Below are 20,335 nucleotides of genomic sequence, written 5' to 3' on the forward strand. Positions count from 1 at the left end.
CCCGCCGCCCGTGCCGACGACCCCGGGCGGAAGCCCCGCGGGAATTGCCACCACACTAAGAGACGCACCCCGCGCGGACCGCGGAGAGGGAGGGATTCGAACCCCCGGTGCGCCAGGCGCACAGCGGTTTTCAAGACCGCCACATTCGGCCGCTCTGTCACCTCTCCAGTGCCCCGAGGGGCGGACCCGACCCTACCACCGCCGGCGCGCCGCGGCGCCCGGTCGCGGCCCCGGCCCCGGGAGAAGGCTCCGCTCCGGTTCCGGAGAGGACTTCAGCCCCGGGAGAAGAAGCCGCGCCGGCGCGTCGGCTGGGCGGTGACCGGGATGAGGGAGGCGGGCTGGTCCAGGCGCCCCTCCGCCAGCGCCGGACCCATGGCGGGCCAGACGGGCAGGCGCGAGGCGAGGGTGGCCTGCAGGGCGTGGTAGATGTCCGGGTGCCCCTTCCAGGTGCGGGTCGAGGGCTCATTGGACTGGTCGAGCTCGTGGGTCCACACCCCGGGGGAACTGATGAGGAACTCCTCGGCGTAGTCGATCCAGGAGCGGTAGTGGTGCTCGTAGTGCTCGACCTCGATCTCGCCGCGGCCGTCGTCGAGCAGGGCCCGGCGGATGGCGGCGGCGGCGCTGATCCCCTCGCAGGCGACCCAGTGCATGCGCTCGTGGACGATCGGCTTGCCGGAGAAGTCCGTGGTGTAGACGAAGCCGGGCCCGCCGTCGACCCTCCAGCCGTCCAAGCGGGCGCGGTCGAAGAGCTCCTCGGCGGCGTCGAGCATCCACTCCGGCGCCGGCAGGGAGCGGGCGACGAGCCCGGCGCGCGCCTGCACCGTCAGGCGCGACCACTCCAGTCCGTGCCCCGGCGTGACCCCGTAGGGCCGGAAGGGGTGGGCGGGCTGGTCGCGGTTGTAGTCGAGCAGCGGCTTCCAGGAGGTGTCGTAGTGCTCGGGCAGGCGCCAGTCGTTGGCGCGGGCCTGGACGTTGACGGCGAAGTCGATGATCTGGATCGCGCGGTTGAGCCAGGTCACGTCGCCGGTGACGTCCGCCACGGCCAGGTAGGCCTCGACGGTGTGCATGGCGGCGTTGATGCCGCGGTAGTCCTCCGGGTCGGTGAAGTCCGCCGCGTAGGACTCGACGGGCATGTTGAAGGTCTTGTCCCACCACCAGCGCTCCTGCGCCGCCATGGCGTCGCGCAGGAGCTCGTGGGCGCCGGGGCGGTTGGCGGCCGTCGCCGTGGCCGCGGCCAGCAGGACGAAGGCGTGCTGGTAGCACTCCTTGCGGGCCTGCGAGTCGACGGGCGCGCCGCGGCCCTCGGCGTCCAGCTCGTGGCCCACCGCCGAGTACCAGCCGCCGTGCTCGTGGTCCCGCATCGCCCGGCTCAGGGCCCGCACGCCGTGGTCGGCGAAGCGGCGGCAGCCGGGAATGCCCATGAGGGTGCCCAGTGAGAAGGCGAAGGTCATCCGCCCGGTGATCCACAGCTCGACGGGGTGGGAGGCGTCCACCGCGCCGTCCTCGCCGATCCACCCGAAGCCGGCGGGCACCCTCGCGGCGCGCGCGTAGTGCAGCAGCGCGTGCGTCTCGGCCGCCAGCCAGCGATTGTGCTCGGGAGCCCCGAACCATCCCAGTCCCATGAATCCTCCTTGACCCGCGTCGAGGGGTCGGGGACGACGTCGTGCGCCCCGTCCCGCCGGGACGAACGCTATCGCAGGGGCGCGGCCGGGACCAGGGCGGGCTCACCCGTTCTTGGGCGCGGGCTCACCCGTTCTTGGGCCAGGCCGCCTCGGCGGCGGCCAGGGCCGCGACCGAGCTGGCCTCGCCCCGGGCCCACTTCGTCAGCGCCCCCCACATGACCTGCGTGCCGACGGCGGAGGGCATCATGTCCGAGGCGTCGATCCGCACGACCGACTGGCGCGACTGCAGGATCCGTGAGGCCTCCTGCGCGACCGGCGAGCTCGCCCCCGCCGCGTCCACGCCGTGGTTGGCGCTCGCCACCCCGCCCAGGGACAGCCGCGTCTGCGCCCACACGGGGCTGGTGAGGTAGGACATGACGGCCGTCGCGGCGTCGGAGGCCTTGAGGGCCACGAGGTAGTCGCCGCCCACCAGCACCGGGTTGGAGGTGCTGTCGGTCTCGACCGCCGGCAGGAGGAAGGCGGACACGACGCCGCCGGTGCGCACCGGGGTGGCCGTGGCCGTGGCGGGGCTCGCGGGCGCGGCCGTGCGCGCCTCGTCCGCGGCCCCCTCGGACGGGGTCCGCCCGCCGTCCCCCGGCTGACTGCCGTCCCCCGGCTGACTGCCGTCCCCCGGCTGACTGCCGGACGTCGGCTGCCCGTCGGACGTCGGCTGACCGCCGGGCGCCGACGCGGCCTCGGTCGGGGAGGCCGACACGGTCACCCCGTGCGCGCCGTCGGCGTCGGTGACGGTGGTGCCCGGCGGCAGCACCGTCTCGAAGGAGCTGGAGGCGTGCAGCATGAGGCAGGCGCCGGAGACGAGCTCGGCGCCGGCCTCCTCCATGGTCATGGACACCGCCCCCGCGCGCCCGCCCGCCACGTGCCCCTTGGCCAGGAGCAGCGAGTCGAGGCTGTCGAGGGTGGACACGGCCACCGGGGCGTCGACCGGGACGTCGTGACTGGCCCACTGGTCGTAGGCGCCCGTGCCGTGGATGGCCAGGAGCCCGTCCTCCAGCCAGTCGGACACGGGCCAGCCGGTCGTGGCGCCGTCGGCCGCCCCCAGGCACCAGGGCGCCACGGAGCCGTCCGGGTGGTCGGCCGCGACCCTGTCGGTCAGCTCGACCAGCTCGTCCCAGGTGGTGGGGACCTCGTACCCGGCCCGCTCGAAGGCGACCGGCGAGTACCAGATGAAGGACTTGAGGCTGGCCATGAGCGGCGCCCCGTAGAGCTCGCCGTCGACCCGCCCGGCGTCCGACCAGATCCGGTCCCAGCCCAGCTCGGTATTGGCCCCCACCGCCTCGGGCAGCGGCACGATCCGCCCGTGGCGGGCCAGGTCGGTCACCAGGCCCGGCTGGGGCACGACGGCGATATCGGCCAGGTCCGTGGCGCTGCCGCCGAGCTCGGCGCGCAGCTGGTTCTCCAGCTCGTCGGAGCCGTTCTGGACGATCGTCACCCCCGTGCACCGGGAGAAGTCGGCCACCGAGGCGTTGAAGCGCTCCGCCTCCACGCCGGTGAAGGACGTGGCCACCGTGACGGTCGTCCCGGCCGGGAAGGAGCCGTACTGCTCGGCCAGCTCGGCGCAGGTCGCGGTCGGCCCCGCCCGGCCCCCGCCGCCGTCGGGGGCGCAGGCGGGCAGACCCGCCACCCCCGTGCACAGGGCCGTCACCAGCGCCAGGAGACGGAATCGACGTCGGACACTCATGCGAATCGCACCCTCTCGATGACGGCGTCCATGACGGCGGCGGCCCCGTCGCGCCACACGGACTCGGTGACGAGGTCCCCGGCCTCCACGACCGGGCGCGGCGCCGACCCCATGACGACGCCCGCCCCGGCCCAGGAGATCATTTCAATGTCGTTGCCGCCGTCCCCCACCGCGACGGCGTGCGCGGCGTCGGTGCCCAGGCGGGCGGCCAGGCGCGCCAGGGCGGAGGCCTTCGTCACGCCCTGCGGGGCCACGTCGAGCCAGGCGGTCCACCCGATCGCGTACTCCACCGAGTGCAGGCCGCTGCCGACCACGAGCGCCCTGAACTCGTCCACGTCCATGCCCGGGGCGCGCAGAATGACCCGGCTGACCGGGTGGGCGCGCAGCTCGTCCAGACCCACGACGGTCAGGTCCTCGATAAGCTCCCCGTCGGGGAAGGGGCGCGTCGCCCTGAAGCCGGACCCCGGGCCCTCCACGGCGACGATGCCGTCGGGCACCGCCGCCAGGAGGGCGTCGATGGCGGGCGCCGGGTCGAAGACGGCGTGGTCGACGATCTCGTAGCCGTCGGGCGCGTCCGGATCCATGCGCACGGTCAGGGCGCCGTTGGCGCAGACCATCCACCCGTCGATCAATCCGATGCAGCGGGCCACCGGCAGGGCCGCCTGGATGCCGCGCCCCGTGGAGATGACGATCTGCGCCCCCCAGGCCCGCATCCGGGCGATCGAGGCCATGACCCGCTCCGAGACGCACCCGTCCATGTCCAGGATGGTGCCGTCCACGTCGAGGGCGACGATCAGGTCCGGTCCGGGCACGAGGCGCTCGCGGCCCGGGTCGAGGCGGTCGAGGTCGGCCACGCGCGCGCGCACGACGGCGTGGTACTCGTCGTGGCCGAGCGGGACGGAGCTCCCCGGGGGGCGGACGTAGTCGACGGAGCCGCCCAGGCGCTGCGCCGCGCCGTCGTCTCGCGCCGGGCGCGCCGCGCCGTCGGAGGGTTCCGCGGGGGCCGGACCCCCGGGCGCCGCCCCGCTCAGGACGGGGCTGGTGGCCACGGGCGGGCGGCCCGCCGGGGCGGCGGGGGGCGCGGCGTCGGGCTCGTTCACGATCGGGCCGGCTTCAGGCGGCGGGCTCGATGACTTCGAGGCCGCCCAGGTAGGGGCGCAGGCCCGCGGGGACGACGACGGCGCCGTCGGACCGCTGATGGTTCTCCAGGATGGCCACGATCCAGCGGGTCGTGGCGAGCGTGCCGTTGAGGGTGGCCACGGGCGAGGTCCGCCCGTCGCGGCGCTCGCGCACGGCCAGGCGGCGGGCCTGGTAGGTGGTGCAGTTGGAGGTGGAGGTGACCTCCATCCAGCGCCCCTGGGTGGGCAGCCAGGCCTCGCAGTCGAACTTGCGGGCGGCCGAGGAGCCCAGGTCCCCGGCGGCGGTGTCGATGACCCGGTAGGGCAGCTCGACCAGGGCCAGCATCTCCTCCTCCAGGGCCAGGAGCCGGGAGTGCTCGGCGACGGCGTCCTCGGGGCGGACGTAGGCGAACATCTCCGCCTTGTTGAACTGGTGGACGCGGATGATGCCGCGGGTGTCCCGGCCGGCGGCGCCCGCCTCGCGGCGGTAGCAGGTGGACCAGCCCAGGTAGCGGCGCGGGCCGGCGGACAGGTCCAGGATCTCGTCGGCGTGGTAGCCGGCCAGGGCCACCTCGGAGGTGCCGGTGAGGTAGAGGTCGTCGGCGGGCAGGTAGTAGATCTCGTCGGTGTGCGCCCCCAGGAAGCCGGTTCCGCCCATGACCTGCGGGGTCACGAGGGTGGGGGTGACCATGGGCGTGAAGCCGCGGGCGAGGGCCAGGTCGAGGGCCGCGCTCATGAGGGCGAGCTCCAGGCGCATGCCGGCGCCCTTGAGGAAGTAGAAGCGCGAGCCCGAGACCTTCGCGCCGCGGCGCGCGTCGATGATGTCCAGGGCCTCGCCCAGCGCCAGGTGGTCGGCCGGCTCGAAGCCCTCGGCGGCGAAGTCGCGGGGCTCGGGGCCCTCGTGGCGCACGACGACGTAGTCCTCCTCCCCGCCTGCCGGCGCCCCCTCGATGAGGTTGGCGAGCTGGTGGGCGAGGTCGTCGAGGATGGAGGCGGCGGCGGAGGCGGCGGCCTCGGCCTCCTTGACGTGGACGGCGAGCTCCCTGGCCCGGGCGAGGGCGGCCGGGCGATCCTGCTGCGAGGCCCTGCCGACCGACGCGGAGACCGACTTCTGCTCGGCGCGCAGGGACTCGAAGTCCTGAAGGCGGCTGCGGCGGGACTCGTCCGCCTCGATAATGCGGTCGACGAGGCCGACGTCGGCTCCGCGGGCCCGCTGGCTGTCGCGGTATCGCTCGGGGTTCTCGCGGAGGTCGCGCAGGTCAATCATGGTTCCGAGTCTAGTCGGGGGCGCCGCGGCGGGGCGGGCGGGCGTGACAGATCTCCGGTTCGGCGCCGTTGGCTCGGGCCGACGATCCACCTATAGTTCTTATCGTCTCTATGATGGCGCTCGAGATACGCCGCCCTGATAATTGCTCCGACGCACCTGCGAGCCTCATCCCACAGCACCCCAGGATTCGTCATGCCAGTGTCTTCCCTGCCCTCCTTCTCACAGCTGCGCGCCTTCGTCGCGCTGTGCGACCACCAGCACTTCGGCGAGGCGGCCGGCGCGCTCGGGGTGAGCCAGCCGAGCCTGTCCCAGGCGATCACGGCCCTGGAGAAGCGCGTGGGCGGCGAACTGGTGGAGCGCACCACCCGCCGGGTCCTGATCACCTCGCTGGGCGAGACGCTCCTGCCCTACGCCCGCGAGGCGGTGCTCGCCGCCGAGGCCTTCACCGAGGCCGTCGCCAGCCAGGGGGCCGCCCTGAGCGGGATGCTCCGGCTGGGGCTCATCCCGACCCTCGCCCCCTACCTCGCCCCGGTCATCCTCGACGGCCTGGGGCGCGAGCTGCCCCGGCTCCAGCCCGAGCTGCGCGAGATGATGACCGACGACATCCTCGACACGCTCAACCGGGGGCGGCTCGATGCCGCGGTCATCGCCATAGACGTCAACCTGCGCCGCACCGCCGTCGTGCCCATGTACGACGAGCCCCTCGTCGTCCTCGTCCCCGCCGGCCACCCCTGGGCCGGGCGGGACGACGTCAGCCCCGCCGAGCTCGACGACCAGGAGCTGCTCATGCTCGACGAGGGCAACTGCCTGCGGGACCAGACCCTCGCCCTGTGCCAGCGCTACGGCGTCAACCCGCCGATCGCCGTGGCCACGACGCTGGCGACCGTGGTGGGGATGGTGACGCACGGCGTGGGGGCGACGGTCATCCCGGAGGGGGCGCTGCGCCTGCTGGGGCACGACGGCGCCTTCGCCGTCGCCCGCTTCGCCGAGCCCGGCGCCGTGCGGCGCATCGGCCTGGTGCACCGCACCTCCTCCTCGCGCGGGGAGGACTTCGCGCGCCTGGCCGAGGTCGTCACCGATCTCGCCCGCGCCGCGGGCCTGCCCGTGCGCCCGCTGTCCGAGTCCGCGGACCCCGACGTCCGGGTCGGCCGCAGGACCAGGCGCGGCCGGTCGTAGCCGCCGGGCCGCCTCGACCGGCCCCGGCGGGGGAGCGCCGGTAGCCTCGGCGCATGGGGCGATCCGCGACGGAATGGACGGGGCCGACGGCGCAGCCCGGCGCCGGCGCCGATGGCGACGCCCTGGCCTGCGTCATCGTCAACCCCTCCAAGCCGGCCGTCACCGCCGACTTCCGCCGCCGCCTCGCCCGCGCCCTCCGCTCGGCCGGATACCGCGGCCCCGTCTGGCTCGACACCACCGTCGCCGAGCCCGGCGCCACCCAGGCCCGGCTGGCGGTGGCCAGCGGCGCGCGCCTGGTCATCGCCGTCGGCGGCGACGGCACCGTCCGCGCGGTCGCCGCGGGCCTGGCCGGCACCGACGTCGAGCTGGGCGTCGTCCCCCTGGGCACCGCCAACCTCGCCGCCCGCAACCTCGGACTGCCCGTCGGCGACCTCGACGCCCTCATCGACATCGCCGTCTTCTTCTCCGCCCGTCCCACCGACCTCGCCTGGGTGCGCACGACCCCCTGCCCCAGCCCCCCGGAGACCGGTCCGCCCGCCCCGCCCGGCGGCTGGGCCCGCCCCACCCTGGGCTCGGAGCACGCCTGCCTCGTGGTGGCGGGCATCGGCTTCGACGCCGCGCTCGTCGCCGTCACCAGCCCCGCGCTCAAGGCCCGCATCAAGTGGGGCGCCTACGCGCTGGCCGCCCTGGAGAACCTGCGGACCCCGCGCATGGAGCTGAGCCTGGGGCTGGTCGGGGCGCCCGACGACGACGGCCCGCCGGGGCCGCCGCGCCCGGGGTCCCCCTCGGGGCCGCCGCAGCCGGGATCCCCGCGCCCGGTCCCCTCGTCGGGATCCCCGCAGCCGGATCTTCCGCCGGGGCCGCCGCACCCGGGGCTCCCGCCCAGCCAGGAGCGCCTGGTGGCGCGCTGCCTGCTCATCGCCAACGGCGGCCGGCTGCCCGCCGGCATCGTCCTCATACCCGGGGCCCGGATGGACGACGGCCTCCTGGACGTCGCCGCGATCGACACGGTGGCGGGACTGGCTGGCTGGACCTCCCTCGCCCGCCAGGTCCTGCCCCCGTTCGCGGCCACCTACTCCAACCCCTCCCGCGCGCTGGGGCGGGTGAGGCTGCGCCGGGGCACCGCGGTGAGCGTCCACCTCGCCGAGCCGGCACTGGTCCAGGTCGACGGCGAGCTGCTCGCGCCCACGCGCGCCCTGCGGGCGCGCATGGATGCGGGCGCGCTCCTCGTGCGGTGCCCCGAGTGACGCCGCCCGCGCGGGGGCCGGGGGCGCGGGGCACCGCCGGGCGGTCCGCCCGCCCGGGCCGCTCAGAGCGTCCGGCCCTCCAGGACGTCGGCGACCCAGGCGCGGGCCACGACGAAGTCCTTGTCGCCGGTGCCGGCCAGGACCGTCGTCGGGCGGGCGTCCAGGCGCGGGTAGGAGCCCAGGAAGCGCACCTGCGGGCAGGTGCGGTGCAGTCCGATGAAGGCCGCCTGCACCCGCTCCTCCCGGATGTGCCCCTCGACGTCGATGGAGAAGCGGTAGCGGCCCAGCGAGTCGCCCACCGGCCGGGACTCGATGCGCGAGAGGTTGACCCCGCGGGCGCTGAACTGCTCGAGCATGCCCAGCAGGGCGCCGGCGCGGTCGTGCGGGAGCTGGACCATGAGGGTGGTCTTGTCGGCGCCGGTCGGCTCGCCCACGCGGCCGGGCCGGGTGACCTTGACGAAGCGGGTGATGGCGTCGGGGTTGTCCGCCACCCCGCCGGCGATGACCTCCAGGCCGTAGTGCTCGGCGGCGAGCGGGTTGCACAGGACCGCCTGGAACCCCACCCCCGCGCCGCCGGCGCCGTCGGCCGATCCCTCGGCGGCGAGCGCCGCGGCCGGCGCGGAGGTGGAGGTCCCGGCGACGTAGACGGCCTCGGGCAGCTGGCGGTGGACCCAGCCGCGGCACTGCGCCCAGGCGTGGGGGTGGGTGGAGATGGCGCGCACGTCGTCCAGGCGCGTGCCGGCGCGCCCCGCCAGGACGAAGGTGATGGGCACCGCCATCTCGGCGGCGATGGTCAGCGGCGTGCTGGAGACGAGGTTGTCGAGGGTGGCGTTGACCCCGCCCTCGATGGAGTTCTCAATGGGGACGACGGCGGCGTCCGCCTCGCGCTCGCGCACCCGGTCCAGCGCGGTGGGCACGTCCTGGCAGGGGTCGAGCTCGACGTCGGCGGGCGCGACCTGCCGCAGGGCCATCTCGGTGAAGGTGCCGACCGGGCCGAGGAAGGACCAGCGGGGGCGGGAGGGGGAGGCGGGGCTCGTCATGCACGCAGGGTATCGGTCGGGCCGGGTCGTGGGAGGCTTGCGCCGTGAGCACGCCCGCGCCCCCCGTGATCCGCAAGCACGACGCCGCCCCCGGCTCCACGCGCCTGGAGGCCCTGGGCCTGGTCTGGCTGGCCGAGGCGATGCCCGACGGCGGGGCCCCGGTGGTGCCGGTGCGGTGCGGCGAGGGCTGGCTGGAGGAGCCGCGCCTGCGCCAGTCGCGCCCGACGCTGGCCGCCGCGCGGGCCTTCGGCCGGGCGCTGGCGCGCACGCACGCCGCCGGGGCGGGGGAGCACGGCGCGGCGCCGCCGGGCTGGGAGGAGGACTCGGGCTGGATGGGTGCGGCGAGGCTGCCGCTGCGGCCCGGGCCGGCGCCGTCCCCCGGGACGACGGAGAGCGGCGGCGCTCCCGCCGCCCCCGGCATCCCCTCCGCCCCCGGGCCGGCGCCGCGCCGCTGGGGCGAGTTCTACGCCGAGGACCGGCTCCTTCCCTATCTGGGCGCGGCGCGGGCCAACGGCTCGCTGGACGCCTCCGGCGCCCGGCTCATCGAGCGGGTGGCCGGGCGCCTCGCCTCCGGGCTCCTCGACGCCGACCAGCCCGCGCTCGTGACCGCCCTCGCCCGCGAGCGCGGCGGCGCGCCGGACGCGGCGCGGCTGGCGGCCCGCACCCACGGGGACCTGTGGTCGGGCAACGTCCTGTGGGTGGCGCGCAGCGAGACGGCGTCGTGGGCGCCCGCCCCGGCGGTGGGCGGCCCGATGGGCGGCCCGGGGACCGGTCCGGAGGACGGCCCGCTGGAAGGGGCCCCGGCGCCGGGCGCCCCGGCGGGCGGGGAGCGCCGGGCGCCCGACGTCGTCGGCGTCCTCATCGACCCGGCCGCGCAGGGCGGTCACGCCGAGACGGACCTGGCCGAGCTCGGGGTCTTCTCCCAGCCGCACCTCGACCAGGTGTACGCCGGCTACGAGGAGGTCTCGGCGCTGGCGGCGGGCTGGCGCGAGAGGGTGGGGGCGCACCAGTTGCACATGCTGATCATTCACGCGGCGCTCTTCGGCGGAGGCTATGGGGCGCGGACGGTGGCGACGGCGCGGCGCTACGCCTGAGGGCGGGCGCGGGGCGGGGCGCACGTAGGCTGGCGGCGTGAGCCACCGGATTCGACGCAGTCGCCAGGACCGTTTCGTGCGTGTCGTCGTCTATGTCATTGTGACGCTGATCGTCGTGGGGATGATCGTCGCCATGGTCGGGTCGGCCCTGGCCGCGCAGGTCGGCGCCGCCGCACCGGCGGGCGGGGGGCGGGCCGCAGCGGATCCGGCTCTCTCCGCGGCCCCGGCGGCCCCCGCGGCCACGGCGGCCCCCGGGACTCCCGGGGCTCCGGCCCAGTCCGCCGGCCCGATCCGCTCCCCGGCCCCCGTCGTCGTCCTGGCCACCACCGGCCTGTCATGGGCGGACATCGCCGAGATCGCCGACGCGCAGGAGACCGCGGGCGCCGTCCCCGCGGACCAGGCGACCGCGCGGATCCTGCTGTCCCTGGCCGCGCGGGCGGAACCGGCGAACCTCGTCCAGCGCACCGTCGGGGACGTCACCTGCCCCGCCGACGCCTGGCTGGCGCTCGGGGCCGGGGCCCGCACCAGCGCCGTCGGGCCGCCCGAGGGCGGCCAATGCGCCTGGCCGCCGAGCTGGCAGCAGGCCCTGGACGCCTCCCACGAGGCGGGTTACGCCGCCAGCCCCGGGGCGCTGGCCGACGCCCTGTCGCGGGCGGGGCTGGAGGCGACGGCCATCGGGCCGGGCGCCGAGCTGGCCCTGACCCGCCCGGACGGCGGGGCCCCGGCCACCGCCGACTCCCTGGCCGACCTGGTGCCCGAGGGCCTGCCGGCGCTCACCGTCGTCGATGGCACCCGGTCGGGCGCGGACCCGGCGGGCGGCCTCCTGGAGGACCTGAAGGCCCTGACCGACGCCCCGGGGGGAGTCCGCGTCATCGTCGCCTCCCTGGCCGACCCCGCCGACCCGGGCCCGCAGATGCTGCTCCTGCCCGCCGGGACGACCGGCTGGGGCGACGACGGCGACCTCATCGCCAGCCCCTCGACGCACCAGGCCGGTTACGTCCAGCTCACCGACCTGGCCCCGACGATCCTGCGCGCGCTGGGCGCGGACGCGCCGTCGGCCATGACGGGCCGGGCGCTCGTCCTGCCGGCGACCGGCGGGCCCGCCCCGGCGGCCTCCGCCTCCGGGCAGAACCCCCGGGTCGGCGCCCTCATCGACTCGTCCCTGCGCGCCAGGGCCTCCCGGATGACCACGCTGCCCGTCAGCCTCCTCATCGCCGGAGCGGCCCTGGTGCTGCTCGTGACCGCGTCGGTGTCGCTGCGCGGCCCGGCCGGCCGGCGCCGCCTGCACGGGGTGGGGGTCGCGGCCACCGCCGTCGGGGCGCTGCCGCTGGGCGCGTGGGTGGCCGTGGCCATCCCGTGGTGGCGGCTCGGGGCCGACGGCGACGCGCCGTCCCGGGCCTGCGTGCCGGCGGCCATGGGGGCGACCGTCCTCTTCGCCGTCGTCCTCGTCGGCGCGCTCCACGGCCTCAACCGCATTGTCATCCACCTGCGCGACCGGCTGCTGGTGGCCGCCCGCAACCGCGGCGGGCACGCCGGGCACGCCGGGCATGCCGGGCACGGCGGCGAATACGGCGAGAGCGCCGGACACGACGGGCACGGCGGCGGACGCGGCGGGCGGGATGAGAGCACTGGGCACGGCAAACGACCGGCGGCGGTGCGGGTCCTCAACCTCCGCGGCCTGAGGCTGCCGAGCTCCAGCCAGATGCCGACGGCCCTGTCGCTGACCGCCCTCCTGCTGTCCCTGTGCATCGCGATCCTCATCCTGACCGACGCCGCAGACGGCGCCGCCATGGCCTTCAACGGGACCCTCGGCATGGACGCCGTCGTCGCGGGGCGCTTCTACGGCATGTCGAATACGGCCTTCGCGCTCGCGGCGGCGGCGCTGGTCGTGGCGGCGGCCGCGTGGACGGGGCCGGTGGTCGAGGCGCAGGCGACGCGGCGCGAGCGGCGCACGGCGGCGATCGTCGGAGTGGCGGTCGTCGGGGTGCCTGCGCTGGTGGTGGACGGCCTGCCCCAGCTGGGGGCCGACGTCGGCGGGGCGCTCACGCTCGTGGCGGCGCTGGTCGCGCTGGGCACGGCGCTCGCCGGCGGGAGGATCGGCTGGAAGCAGTGGCTGGGCGTGGCGGTGGTGGCGACGGCGACGGCGGGGGTCTTCGGACTCGTCGACTATGCGCTGGGCTCGCGCACGCACATGGGGCGGTTCATCGGGCAGCTGCAGGACGGGACGGCGGCGACGACGATCCGGCGCAAGCTCCTGGCGCTGGTGAATCCCTTCTTCTCCAGCCCACTGGCCGCCGCGGCGCTCTTCGTGGGGCTGGCGGTCATCGGCGCCGGCGCGTGGTGGTGGCGCCGGGAGGCGCGGGCGTGGCGGGCGGGCCTGTCCGGCTATGCGACGCTCACGCAGCCCGAGGTGCAGGAGCCCGGGGGAGCCGCGGCCCGCCCCCGCCCGGCGGGGGACGATGCGATCCCCAGTGGCTACGAGACCCGCCCCCGCCCGGCGGAGGGTCCGGTCGACGCGCCCTCGGCCGGTGCGGCGGGCGAGCCCTGGGTGGGGCCGGTGCCCGGCGGGCGGAGCCTGGTTCCGCAGTGGTTCGTGCCGGCGCTCAAGGCGCTGGGGGTGCTCATTGTCGTCGAGGTGCTCGTCAACGACTCGGGGGCCTCCATGGCGGTGCTCTCGGCGGCCTGCGCCGCGCCGCTCCTGCTGGCCCTGGCCGCCGCCCGCCTGCAGGCCTCGGTTCGCTGAGTCGCGACGGCCGCGGGGCGCCCGGCAGATCGTCGTCATACTCGCTCAGCGACGTGTCGTTGCCTATTGTCCGGGTTCGGCGGGGTTCGGTGGTCCGCGGCGGGGGTGCGGTGGGACGGGTGGGGCTCCTGGGACGGACTCGGGCGGGAACATGTCCAAATCTGTTGCAAAGGCGCTCCGCGGTGGAATCGGCGGTAAGGAGAAGCGCGGAATATCAACGATTCTCTTTCGGCGCTCCAGCCCGATCCGGGCCTTTGCAACAGATTTGGACAACGGCCCCGCCCGGGTGCGGTCGGTGGCGCGGCGCCGGGGAGTCTCCTGCGCCTCTTCTTCATCACTATGCACTTCCGCCTCTACCGTACAGCCGAAAGGGGCGCAGTAGGGGCGGAGGCGCGCAGCGGGTGCCGTTGCAGAGGCGTTGACCGGTCCGCCCGGCGGCTACGACCGACGCGCAGGGCGCGGGGAGACGGGCGCGGCGGCGCGGGCCCACACGATCGCCGCGCCGAGAGCGCCGAGGACGCCGTAGCCCATGGCGATCGGCACGATGTCGAGGACCTTGCTCAGCTGACCGGCCACCAGGCTCGCCGTCATCGCGCCCCCGTAGCTGATGAGATAGGTCGTGCTCATCACCGGCGCCCTGTCCATAAGGGTCACCCCGTGCAGGAGCGAGCGCATCGAGGCGGCCACGGCGACGCCCTGACCCGCGCCCGCGAGCACCGTGAATCCGATGAAGGCGACGACGCTCCCGGCCACCAGGCTCGCCAGTACCGCCCACAGGCCGACCAGCCAGACCGCGATGCCGATCCTCTGGGCCCGCTCGGCGGGGAGGAGCCCGGCCAGCGGCGCCCCGAAGGCGCCGGGCAGCATGTAGGCGCTGAAGACGAGGGCGATGACGACGGCGCTGGTGGAACCGAGCTGCTCCGCGGTGATCGAGGGGATGAAGGACTGGTAGAAGCCCCCCACGGCCCAGGTGACCACGAAGGCGGTCCCCGCGGCCAGCAGCCTGGGCCGCACGTGGACGGGCGCCCCGACCCGCGGGCGCAGGGAGGCGAGCCCACCGGGAGCGCGCCGCCCGGTCTCGGGGGCGGTCAGGAGCGCGAGGGCGCACAGGGCCAGGAGCAAGATCATGACGACGTAGGACACCGTGCGCGCCCCCGCGACCGTCTGGACGATCGCGCCGGAGACGAGGGAGCCGAGGGTCAGGCCCACCTGGGAGGACTGGGAGGATGCGACGGAGGCGAGCCAGGACGGGCGCGGCGGGGCGGCGTCGACGATGTAGGTGGTCAGGCTGGAGGAGGCCAGGCCCGCGGCGACGCCCATGATGAAGCGCCCCAGGGCCAGCGCGCCGAGCCCGGTGACGTGGATGAGCACCAGGCAGCCCAGCGCCATGATCGCGAGGGTCGCCAGGGACACGGGCTTGCGGCCCAGGTGGTTGACCAGGCGCCCCAGGCACACGAGCGCCAGGATCGTGCCGGCGAAGTAGGCGACGACGCTCAGGGACAGGTCCGCGTTCGTGATCCCGTTCTCGGCCCGGTAGATGTTGTAGATGGGCACGGGCGAGGAGGAGGCCACGAAGATCATGATGAGCGAGGCCGTGGCGGCCGCGAGGGCGCGCAGGCGCCCGACGGCGGCCGGGCCGTCGGCGCGGGCGATGCGACCGCCGCGGCGCCCGGGGGCCGCGGCAGCCGTATAGACCGCGGCGGACGCGGCGTGGGGCGGACGGTGGGCGGTGACCGGCATGGTGGGGACCTCCTGTGCGGGAGCGCTGCGGCGGGCGGCGTCGGCTGCGACCACTGTGCCCCGCCCGCGCCGCGGTACCCAGACACAACAAGTGCCCCTCACCGGCGCAGCTTCGCCAGCCGCTCCGCGCTGGGGGACCCGGGGAGGGCCGAGTAGACGGTCAGGCGCACGTCCTGCCGCTCCTCGAGGTCGAGGTTGAGGAACTCCAGCTCGAGCTCGCCCACCTCCGGGTGGCGCAGCCGCCGTCGGCCCGTCGCCCGGTAGGTGACCTCGTGAGCCTCCCACGCGGTCCGGAACTCCTCGCAGGCCGCGTGGAGCTCGCACACGAGCTCGTTGACGCTGGCGTCCTGCGGGTAGCGGGCCCGCGAGGCCCGCAGGTACTGGACGGCCTCGTCCGCCCACTGGTGCCAGTCCACGAAGAAGTCCCGCGCCCGGGGGTCCAGGAAGAGGAACCTCACGGCGTTGCCCCGGCCGGGTCCGTCGAAGTGGAGCCGGTAGAGGGCTCGCGCCAGGTCATTGGCGACGACGATGGTGCAGGCGAGGTCCAGGACGTAGGCGGGGCAGGTCCCCAGGTCGTTGAGGAACCGGCGCATCAGCGCCTCCTGGGCGCCGAGCCCGTCGCGCGTGCTGCGCCGGGTCAGCTCCTCGGAGATCGGGATGAGGGAGGTGATGTAGGCGCGCTCGTCCGGGCTCAGCCGCAGGGCCCCGACCAGGCCGTCGAGCACCGCGCCGGAGATCGAGGGGACCTTCCCCCGTTCGAGCCTGGTGTAGTAGGTCAGGGAGATGTGGGCGAGTTCGGCGACCTCTTCGCGGCGCAGCCCGGGGACGCGTCGCCGCGACCCGCCGTGGGCCAGCGGCGTCTGCTCCACGTTCACCTGGGCGCGCTTGGCCCTCAGGAAGGAGGCGAGCTCGTGGTGCCGGTCGACTTCCATGGGCCGAGCCTAATCGCGCGGGTCCCGCCGGGCCCGGCGCCCGGCCCGGCGGCCCGCCCGCGGCGGTGGCGGCCGCGGTGGCTCCTCGGAGACCGATACGCCCGCAGCGGAGGCCCCGGCGGGCGGCGCCGGCGGACTCGCGCCGCAAACCCGCGCCCCGGCGGGTGGTCAGCCGGCCTCGGCGGGTTCGGCGGGCTCGGTCGGGCGCTGCCAGGAGCGGTAGGCGTGAAAGGGCGACTGCTCGCGGATCCGGGTTTCGTCGAGCTGCTTGCGCGGGACGCGGTGACCGCGCAGGCGCCGGGCGGCCACGGCCCACAGGACGTCCCTGTACTGGGCGGCGCGGTGGAACTTGCCCGCGCGGTCGTTGCCGGTGACCCGGTGGGTGATGTCGCAGGGGACCTCTATGACGGTCATGCCCGCCACGAGGACGTCGATGCTCAGGCCCACCTCGACGCCCCAGCCGTCGGCGAGCGGCGCGGCGGCCTCGTAGGCCCTGCGGGTCAGGCAGCGCTGCCCGGACAGGGGGGCGACGGGGGCCCAGCCGGTGGCCGCGGCGATGGCGGCGCGCGCGGCGCGCACGACCCGGCCCCGCCCGCCGGCCCCCGCCTGCTTGGGCGGCGCGGCGATCGACATGTCCGCGACGCCGTCGACCACCGGGGGGACGAGGTCGGCGCAGGACGCGGCCGAGTCGCCCAGGTCGGCGTCGATGAAGAGCAGCAGGCGTGTGGGCCCGTCCTTGTAGTCGCGCATGGCGACGACGCCGGCGCCGGTCTCCAGGGCGGAGGCCTTGCCGCGGGTCACCGAGTGGCGCACGGTGACGGCCCCGGCGGCGCGGGCGTGGTCCTGAGTGGAGTCGACGGAGCCGTCGTCGACGACGACGACGAGGTCGACGCGCGGAATGGCGCGGCAGGCGCGAACGGTGGCAGCGATGCGGGCCGCCTCGTCCTTGGCTGGAATGACGACGGCGACGCGCTGGTCTGGGCACTCGGACGGGCTCACAGGACCCAGCGTATCCACTCCGCCCGCCCGGCTCGGGTGTGGTCCAGCGCTCAGCGGACACGCTCCCGTCCCGACGCGCGGAAAAATGGCCCTGGCGCGCCGTCGCGGGCGTGGCGCGCAGGGGAGTGGGCCCCATGGCGACGGCCCGCGGCCGGGTGCCGGCGGGCGGGGGCGCCTGGGCACGCGCCCCGCGGGGCGTCGACGGGGCGGCGGGCGCGATCGGGCCGATGCCGTCGGGGGCCGACGTCGTCGGGCGCCGTCGGGACCTGAGTCCTCATCTCGTGTGCAGGCAAGAATTTCTGCAACGAGTTACTGCGGTTTTCCCAGAGGAGCAGGATCCGGGGGTCTCGCTTCGGCCGCGCTTTTCGTGACACTCTGTGCGCAGGGACCCGTCAACGGCGCCGGGTTCCTCTTGGCCTCGGCCGCCCGGCCGTACCGGCCGTTTCCGTCGGTCCGGCCGTCGCGGCGGGTCCGGGGCGCGGCGCCCCGCCACTTACGGCGGCGCGCCTCACAGACTACGCGGGGGCCTGTACGCCGTCGTCTCGCCGGGAGTGATCTGGCGGATGATGCGGGCCGGGACCCCGGCCACCACGGTCATCGGCGGCACGTGCGCGGTCACGACGGCGCCCGCCGCGACGACCGCGCCGCGGCCGACCGTCACGCCCGGCAGGATGGTGGCGTTCGCCCCCACCCAGACCTCGTCCTCGATGGTGACGACGGCGGAGAACTGGGCGGCGGTGCAGCGCAGGGCCGGGTCGAGCGGATGGCCGGCGGTGACGACCGTGACGTGCGGGCCGAACAGGACGCGCTCGCCGATGCGGATCTCGGCGTCGTCGATGAGGGTGGTGCCGGTGTTGAACCAGCAGCCGGCACCGATGGCGGTGTGCGAGCCGTAGGCGCAGTAGATGGGGGTCTCCAGCCAGGCGCCCTCGCCGAAGGAGGCGAAGAGCTCGCGGGCGAGGGCGGTGCGGGCCGCGGGGTCGGCGATGGTGGTGGCGTTGAAGCGCTCGGTCAGCTCCTTGCCGCGCACGCGCTCGGCCTCGAGCGCCTCCAGGCCGGGGCCGAAGTCGGTGTAGAGCTCGCCGGTGTTGAGCCGGCGGCGGGTCTCGGCCTCGTCGAAGACGTGGGGGCCGGTGGGGGCGGGCGGGGCCGGCGCGGAGTCGGCGGGAGCGGAACCGGCGGTGGCGGAACCGGCGGGCACGGACCTGCCGGCGGGGGCGGCGTCGTTGCTCATGGGGGCGATTGTGTCAGGAACGGGCGGCGGCGCGTCAGGAACGGGCGACGCGCGGGGCGAGCAGGTAGCGGCGGTTGCGGCTCTGGGGCGGGGCGGTGGCCTTGACGAGCCCGCGTCCGACGAGCTCGCGCAGCACGGGTCGCAGCGCACCCGGGCTCTTGCCGGTGGCCTCGGCGATCTCGTGGATGGAGCGGGGGTGCTCCTCGTCGAGCGCAGCGAGCAGCTCCCACTGCGCCCCCGTGCTCCGCATCGTACGGTCGAGGTCGGCCAGGACGTACGGTCCGTCATTAAGACCGATGAGCAGACCATCAGCCACAAGGGCTGCCAGCACCTCCCGGCAGTCGTCAGAGTCCAGGCCGAAGTTGGCCCGCAGATCGCTCACACTCACGGCGCCCCTTTGCTTGACCAGAGCCAGAACGTCGTGCTGTTTGTGATCGCGAGCCTCGGCCCCGGGGAGCCCCGCCAACCAGGTATCGACCTGAAGATTCATGGAGTCGGGGCGCGCGAGCCTGACGATGACGTGATCGAGGGTGGAGGCGCTGTAGTCGGGCGCCGGGAGGCCATGCCTGCGCATCTCGTCGATCATGAGCGGAACTCCTGAGCCCTGGTTCTCGCAGACGGTCGTCTTGTCGTCCGGCATCGGAACATGAGTGAGGAGACGGACGAGACTGGGGTTGCGGGACTCGGAATGGCCCTCGCCGAGGTTGTCCTTCGTGCGCCCTCCCCAGAATCCTCCCGGACTGGTGACCTCCACCCGGTCGTCGTAGACGTCGACGGCGATCTGCTGCCCCCGTACCTGGGCGCTGTAGTCGCGGTGCATGACGGCGTTCGCGATCGCCTCCCGCAGGACCTCCTCCGGGATCTCCGGAACGTCCCGGCCGCCGACTCCGTCCACGACGCGGCGGGTGGACAGGTTGCGCAGGACGGCGATCACCGCGTCCTCGATGGCCTCGGGCGCGGGGCCGTCGCAATTCTGGCGGTCGAGGAACCGGGTGGCGGGATCCTGCGACTTCGCGGTGCTGGGGTGCACGGCGACGTCGATCGTCAGTTGGGGGAACTCCTGCTGGGGGTAGACGCCCATGGCCAGGTAGCCGGCGAGAGTGGTCTCGCCGTCGGGCGTCAGCGCGTTGATCCTTCTGAGAGCGCCCGACCGGTCCTCGGCCCCGATGCCGTGGAGCGCCCTGGAGCGGCTCCTGCGGATACCGCCGATGGTGCGGGAGACGAGGTCCTCGGACAGGTCGGACAGACCGGTCCCGGCGACGGGGGCGCGGTCGAGACCGTCTTCGGCGTTGCGCATCTGAAGGAGGTAGATCTCGTAGGCGGTCAGGCGCTTGTCGTGGTCGTCGACCCGCTTGAAGCTGCCGTTGCGGATGCCTTTCGCCTCGACGTAGCAGGGCCCCGGCCGGCTCGGGTCGTCGCGCAGGGGGTCGATCTCGATGCCGAGCACCTCGGCGTCGTTGACCCGGAACCGGTCCACCCGATGGGCCGGCACGGGCTGCACCTTCGGCTGCGCGCGGGGTGCCTGGTCGAGGCCCGCGATGACCTGCTCGACGACCCGGTTCGGGTCGAAGCCCTCGGTGGGGGCGAAGCCCCTGCGCTCGTCGAGCCCGAGGATGATGAGGCCGCCCTCGGTGTTGGCGAAGGCCGAGACCGTGTCCCACATGCTCTTCGGCAGGCCCTTCTCCGCCGCCTTGGCCTCGACGAGTGCGTCGTCGCGTCCTTGACGGCGGATCCGTTCGACGTGCGTCTCGAGTTCCTCTTCAGTCACGACGTCACTGTACTTCAGTGACGACTTCACTATATATAGTGATGCGTCACTGAAGTTCACTGACGGCCTCACTGTCTACAGTGATCACTCTCCGATCTTCAGTGAGGACGACGGCGAGCCGTCGTGGGGTGCCGTCGGCGGGTTCCGCGGACGAGCCGCCGCGAAGGCGGCTCCGAGGCCGCGCAGGACGACGGCGCCCGCCCGAGACGGTCGCAACCGCCGGTCCGCGGCGGCTCCGAGGCCGCGGAGGTATCGATGTGACGATGACGACGACGAAGCGGACGTCGTCGAACGGCGCCGAGGCCGTGCAGGGAGATATCGGCGGAATCACGCCCTTCCTGCCGGAGTCGAGAAGGCCCGGTCGGAGCGGAGGAGCCTCGGCGGGGACCGTTCGCAGGAGATTCACAGGTTGTTCGGGGGTGAGTATTCAGGGTCGGGGTGTTACATAGTTGTTACCGCCGGACGGGAGGACTCGCGAGGGTTGGGGAACCCGATGACCGAGCCCTTTCCGAGACGGCCGAGGGTCTTAGGGAGCCCGAGGCTGGTCGCTCTGGCGAAGGAGGGAGTTCCCCCGGAATGGGAACCCGGGTGCGGAGCCCCTCGACGACGAAGGCCCG

The 20,335-nt window shown here is 74.9% G+C and carries 14 protein-coding genes and 1 tRNA gene; 4 read left to right on the forward strand and 11 right to left on the reverse strand.

What is annotated here, in order from left to right; all coding sequences use genetic code 11:
* Positions 1 to 81 precede the first annotated feature (81 nt).
* The 5 genes from G446_RS0111985 to serS all read right to left on the reverse strand — a co-directional run bounded on the left by G446_RS0111985 (position 82) and on the right by serS (position 5,745).
* Positions 82 to 167: transfer RNA gene (locus G446_RS0111985), tRNA-Ser, on the reverse strand.
* Between the two features lie 105 nt (positions 168 to 272).
* Entirely contained in the window at positions 273 to 1,622 is a 1,350-nt protein-coding gene (locus tag G446_RS0111990) for an AGE family epimerase/isomerase (RefSeq protein ID WP_026410323.1), read from the reverse strand.
* A 124-nt stretch (positions 1,623 to 1,746) separates the two neighbouring features.
* On the reverse strand, positions 1,747 to 3,360 hold the full coding sequence (locus G446_RS18885) for an extracellular solute-binding protein (RefSeq protein ID WP_051285975.1): 1,614 nt from the start codon (positions 3,358 to 3,360) through the stop codon (positions 1,747 to 1,749).
* A complete protein-coding gene (locus G446_RS17720; protein ID WP_034470394.1) occupies positions 3,357 to 4,460 on the reverse strand; it encodes an HAD family hydrolase in 1,104 nt (367 codons plus the stop codon). The genes G446_RS18885 and G446_RS17720 overlap by 4 nt, the downstream gene beginning before the upstream one ends.
* A 13-nt stretch (positions 4,461 to 4,473) precedes the next feature.
* The gene (gene serS / locus G446_RS0112005; RefSeq protein ID WP_026410325.1) at positions 4,474 to 5,745 is read right to left on the reverse strand and encodes a serine--tRNA ligase; all 1,272 of its coding nucleotides are present in this window, start codon (positions 5,743 to 5,745) and stop codon (positions 4,474 to 4,476) included.
* A 192-nt stretch (positions 5,746 to 5,937) separates the two neighbouring features.
* On the opposite strand from serS, the gene G446_RS17725 reads away from it, so the two are divergent.
* The gene (locus tag G446_RS17725) at positions 5,938 to 6,921 is read left to right on the forward strand and encodes a LysR substrate-binding domain-containing protein (protein ID WP_051285976.1); all 984 of its coding nucleotides are present in this window, start codon (positions 5,938 to 5,940) and stop codon (positions 6,919 to 6,921) included.
* 53 nt (positions 6,922 to 6,974) lie between these two features.
* Positions 6,975 to 8,168: a diacylglycerol/lipid kinase family protein gene (locus tag G446_RS17730; protein WP_084779220.1), complete on the forward strand. Its 1,194-nt coding sequence runs from the start codon at positions 6,975 to 6,977 to the stop codon at positions 8,166 to 8,168.
* 62 nt (positions 8,169 to 8,230) lie between these two features.
* Here the strand turns inward: G446_RS17730 and pheA are convergent, their stop codons facing one another.
* Positions 8,231 to 9,208, reverse strand: coding sequence for a prephenate dehydratase (gene pheA / locus G446_RS0112020; protein WP_026410326.1), 978 nt, complete (start codon positions 9,206 to 9,208; stop codon positions 8,231 to 8,233).
* A 44-nt stretch (positions 9,209 to 9,252) separates the two neighbouring features.
* Between pheA and G446_RS0112025 the strand changes: the two genes are divergently transcribed.
* Positions 9,253 to 10,302: a fructosamine kinase family protein gene (locus G446_RS0112025; protein WP_026410327.1), complete on the forward strand. Its 1,050-nt coding sequence runs from the start codon at positions 9,253 to 9,255 to the stop codon at positions 10,300 to 10,302.
* 76 nt (positions 10,303 to 10,378) lie between these two features.
* On the forward strand, positions 10,379 to 13,045 hold the full coding sequence (locus tag G446_RS21360; RefSeq protein ID WP_026410328.1) for a hypothetical protein: 2,667 nt from the start codon (positions 10,379 to 10,381) through the stop codon (positions 13,043 to 13,045).
* Positions 13,046 to 13,483: 438 nt separating this feature from the next.
* Here G446_RS21360 and G446_RS17735 read toward each other — a convergent pair whose 3' ends face one another.
* The 5 genes from G446_RS17735 to G446_RS0112055 form a co-directional block, all read right to left on the reverse strand.
* Positions 13,484 to 14,839, reverse strand: a complete 1,356-nt coding sequence (locus G446_RS17735) for an MFS transporter (protein WP_156916663.1) — start codon at positions 14,837 to 14,839, stop codon at positions 13,484 to 13,486.
* Positions 14,840 to 14,883: 44 nt separating this feature from the next.
* A complete protein-coding gene (locus G446_RS17740) occupies positions 14,884 to 15,717 on the reverse strand; it encodes a helix-turn-helix domain-containing protein (RefSeq protein ID WP_034470397.1) in 834 nt (277 codons plus the stop codon).
* 168 nt (positions 15,718 to 15,885) lie between these two features.
* Positions 15,886 to 16,716, reverse strand: coding sequence for a glycosyltransferase (locus G446_RS0112045; RefSeq protein ID WP_026410329.1), 831 nt, complete (start codon positions 16,714 to 16,716; stop codon positions 15,886 to 15,888).
* A 508-nt stretch (positions 16,717 to 17,224) separates the two neighbouring features.
* Positions 17,225 to 17,950, reverse strand: a complete 726-nt coding sequence (locus G446_RS17745; protein ID WP_084779221.1) for a sugar O-acetyltransferase — start codon at positions 17,948 to 17,950, stop codon at positions 17,225 to 17,227.
* Positions 17,951 to 17,984: 34 nt separating this feature from the next.
* The gene (locus G446_RS0112055) at positions 17,985 to 19,718 is read right to left on the reverse strand and encodes an ATP-binding protein (RefSeq protein ID WP_026410330.1); all 1,734 of its coding nucleotides are present in this window, start codon (positions 19,716 to 19,718) and stop codon (positions 17,985 to 17,987) included.
* Between the last annotated feature and the right edge of the window lie 617 nt (positions 19,719 to 20,335).

This window comes from Actinomyces dentalis DSM 19115, assembly GCF_000429225.1.
Lineage (GTDB): Bacteria > Actinomycetota > Actinomycetes > Actinomycetales > Actinomycetaceae > Actinomyces > Actinomyces dentalis.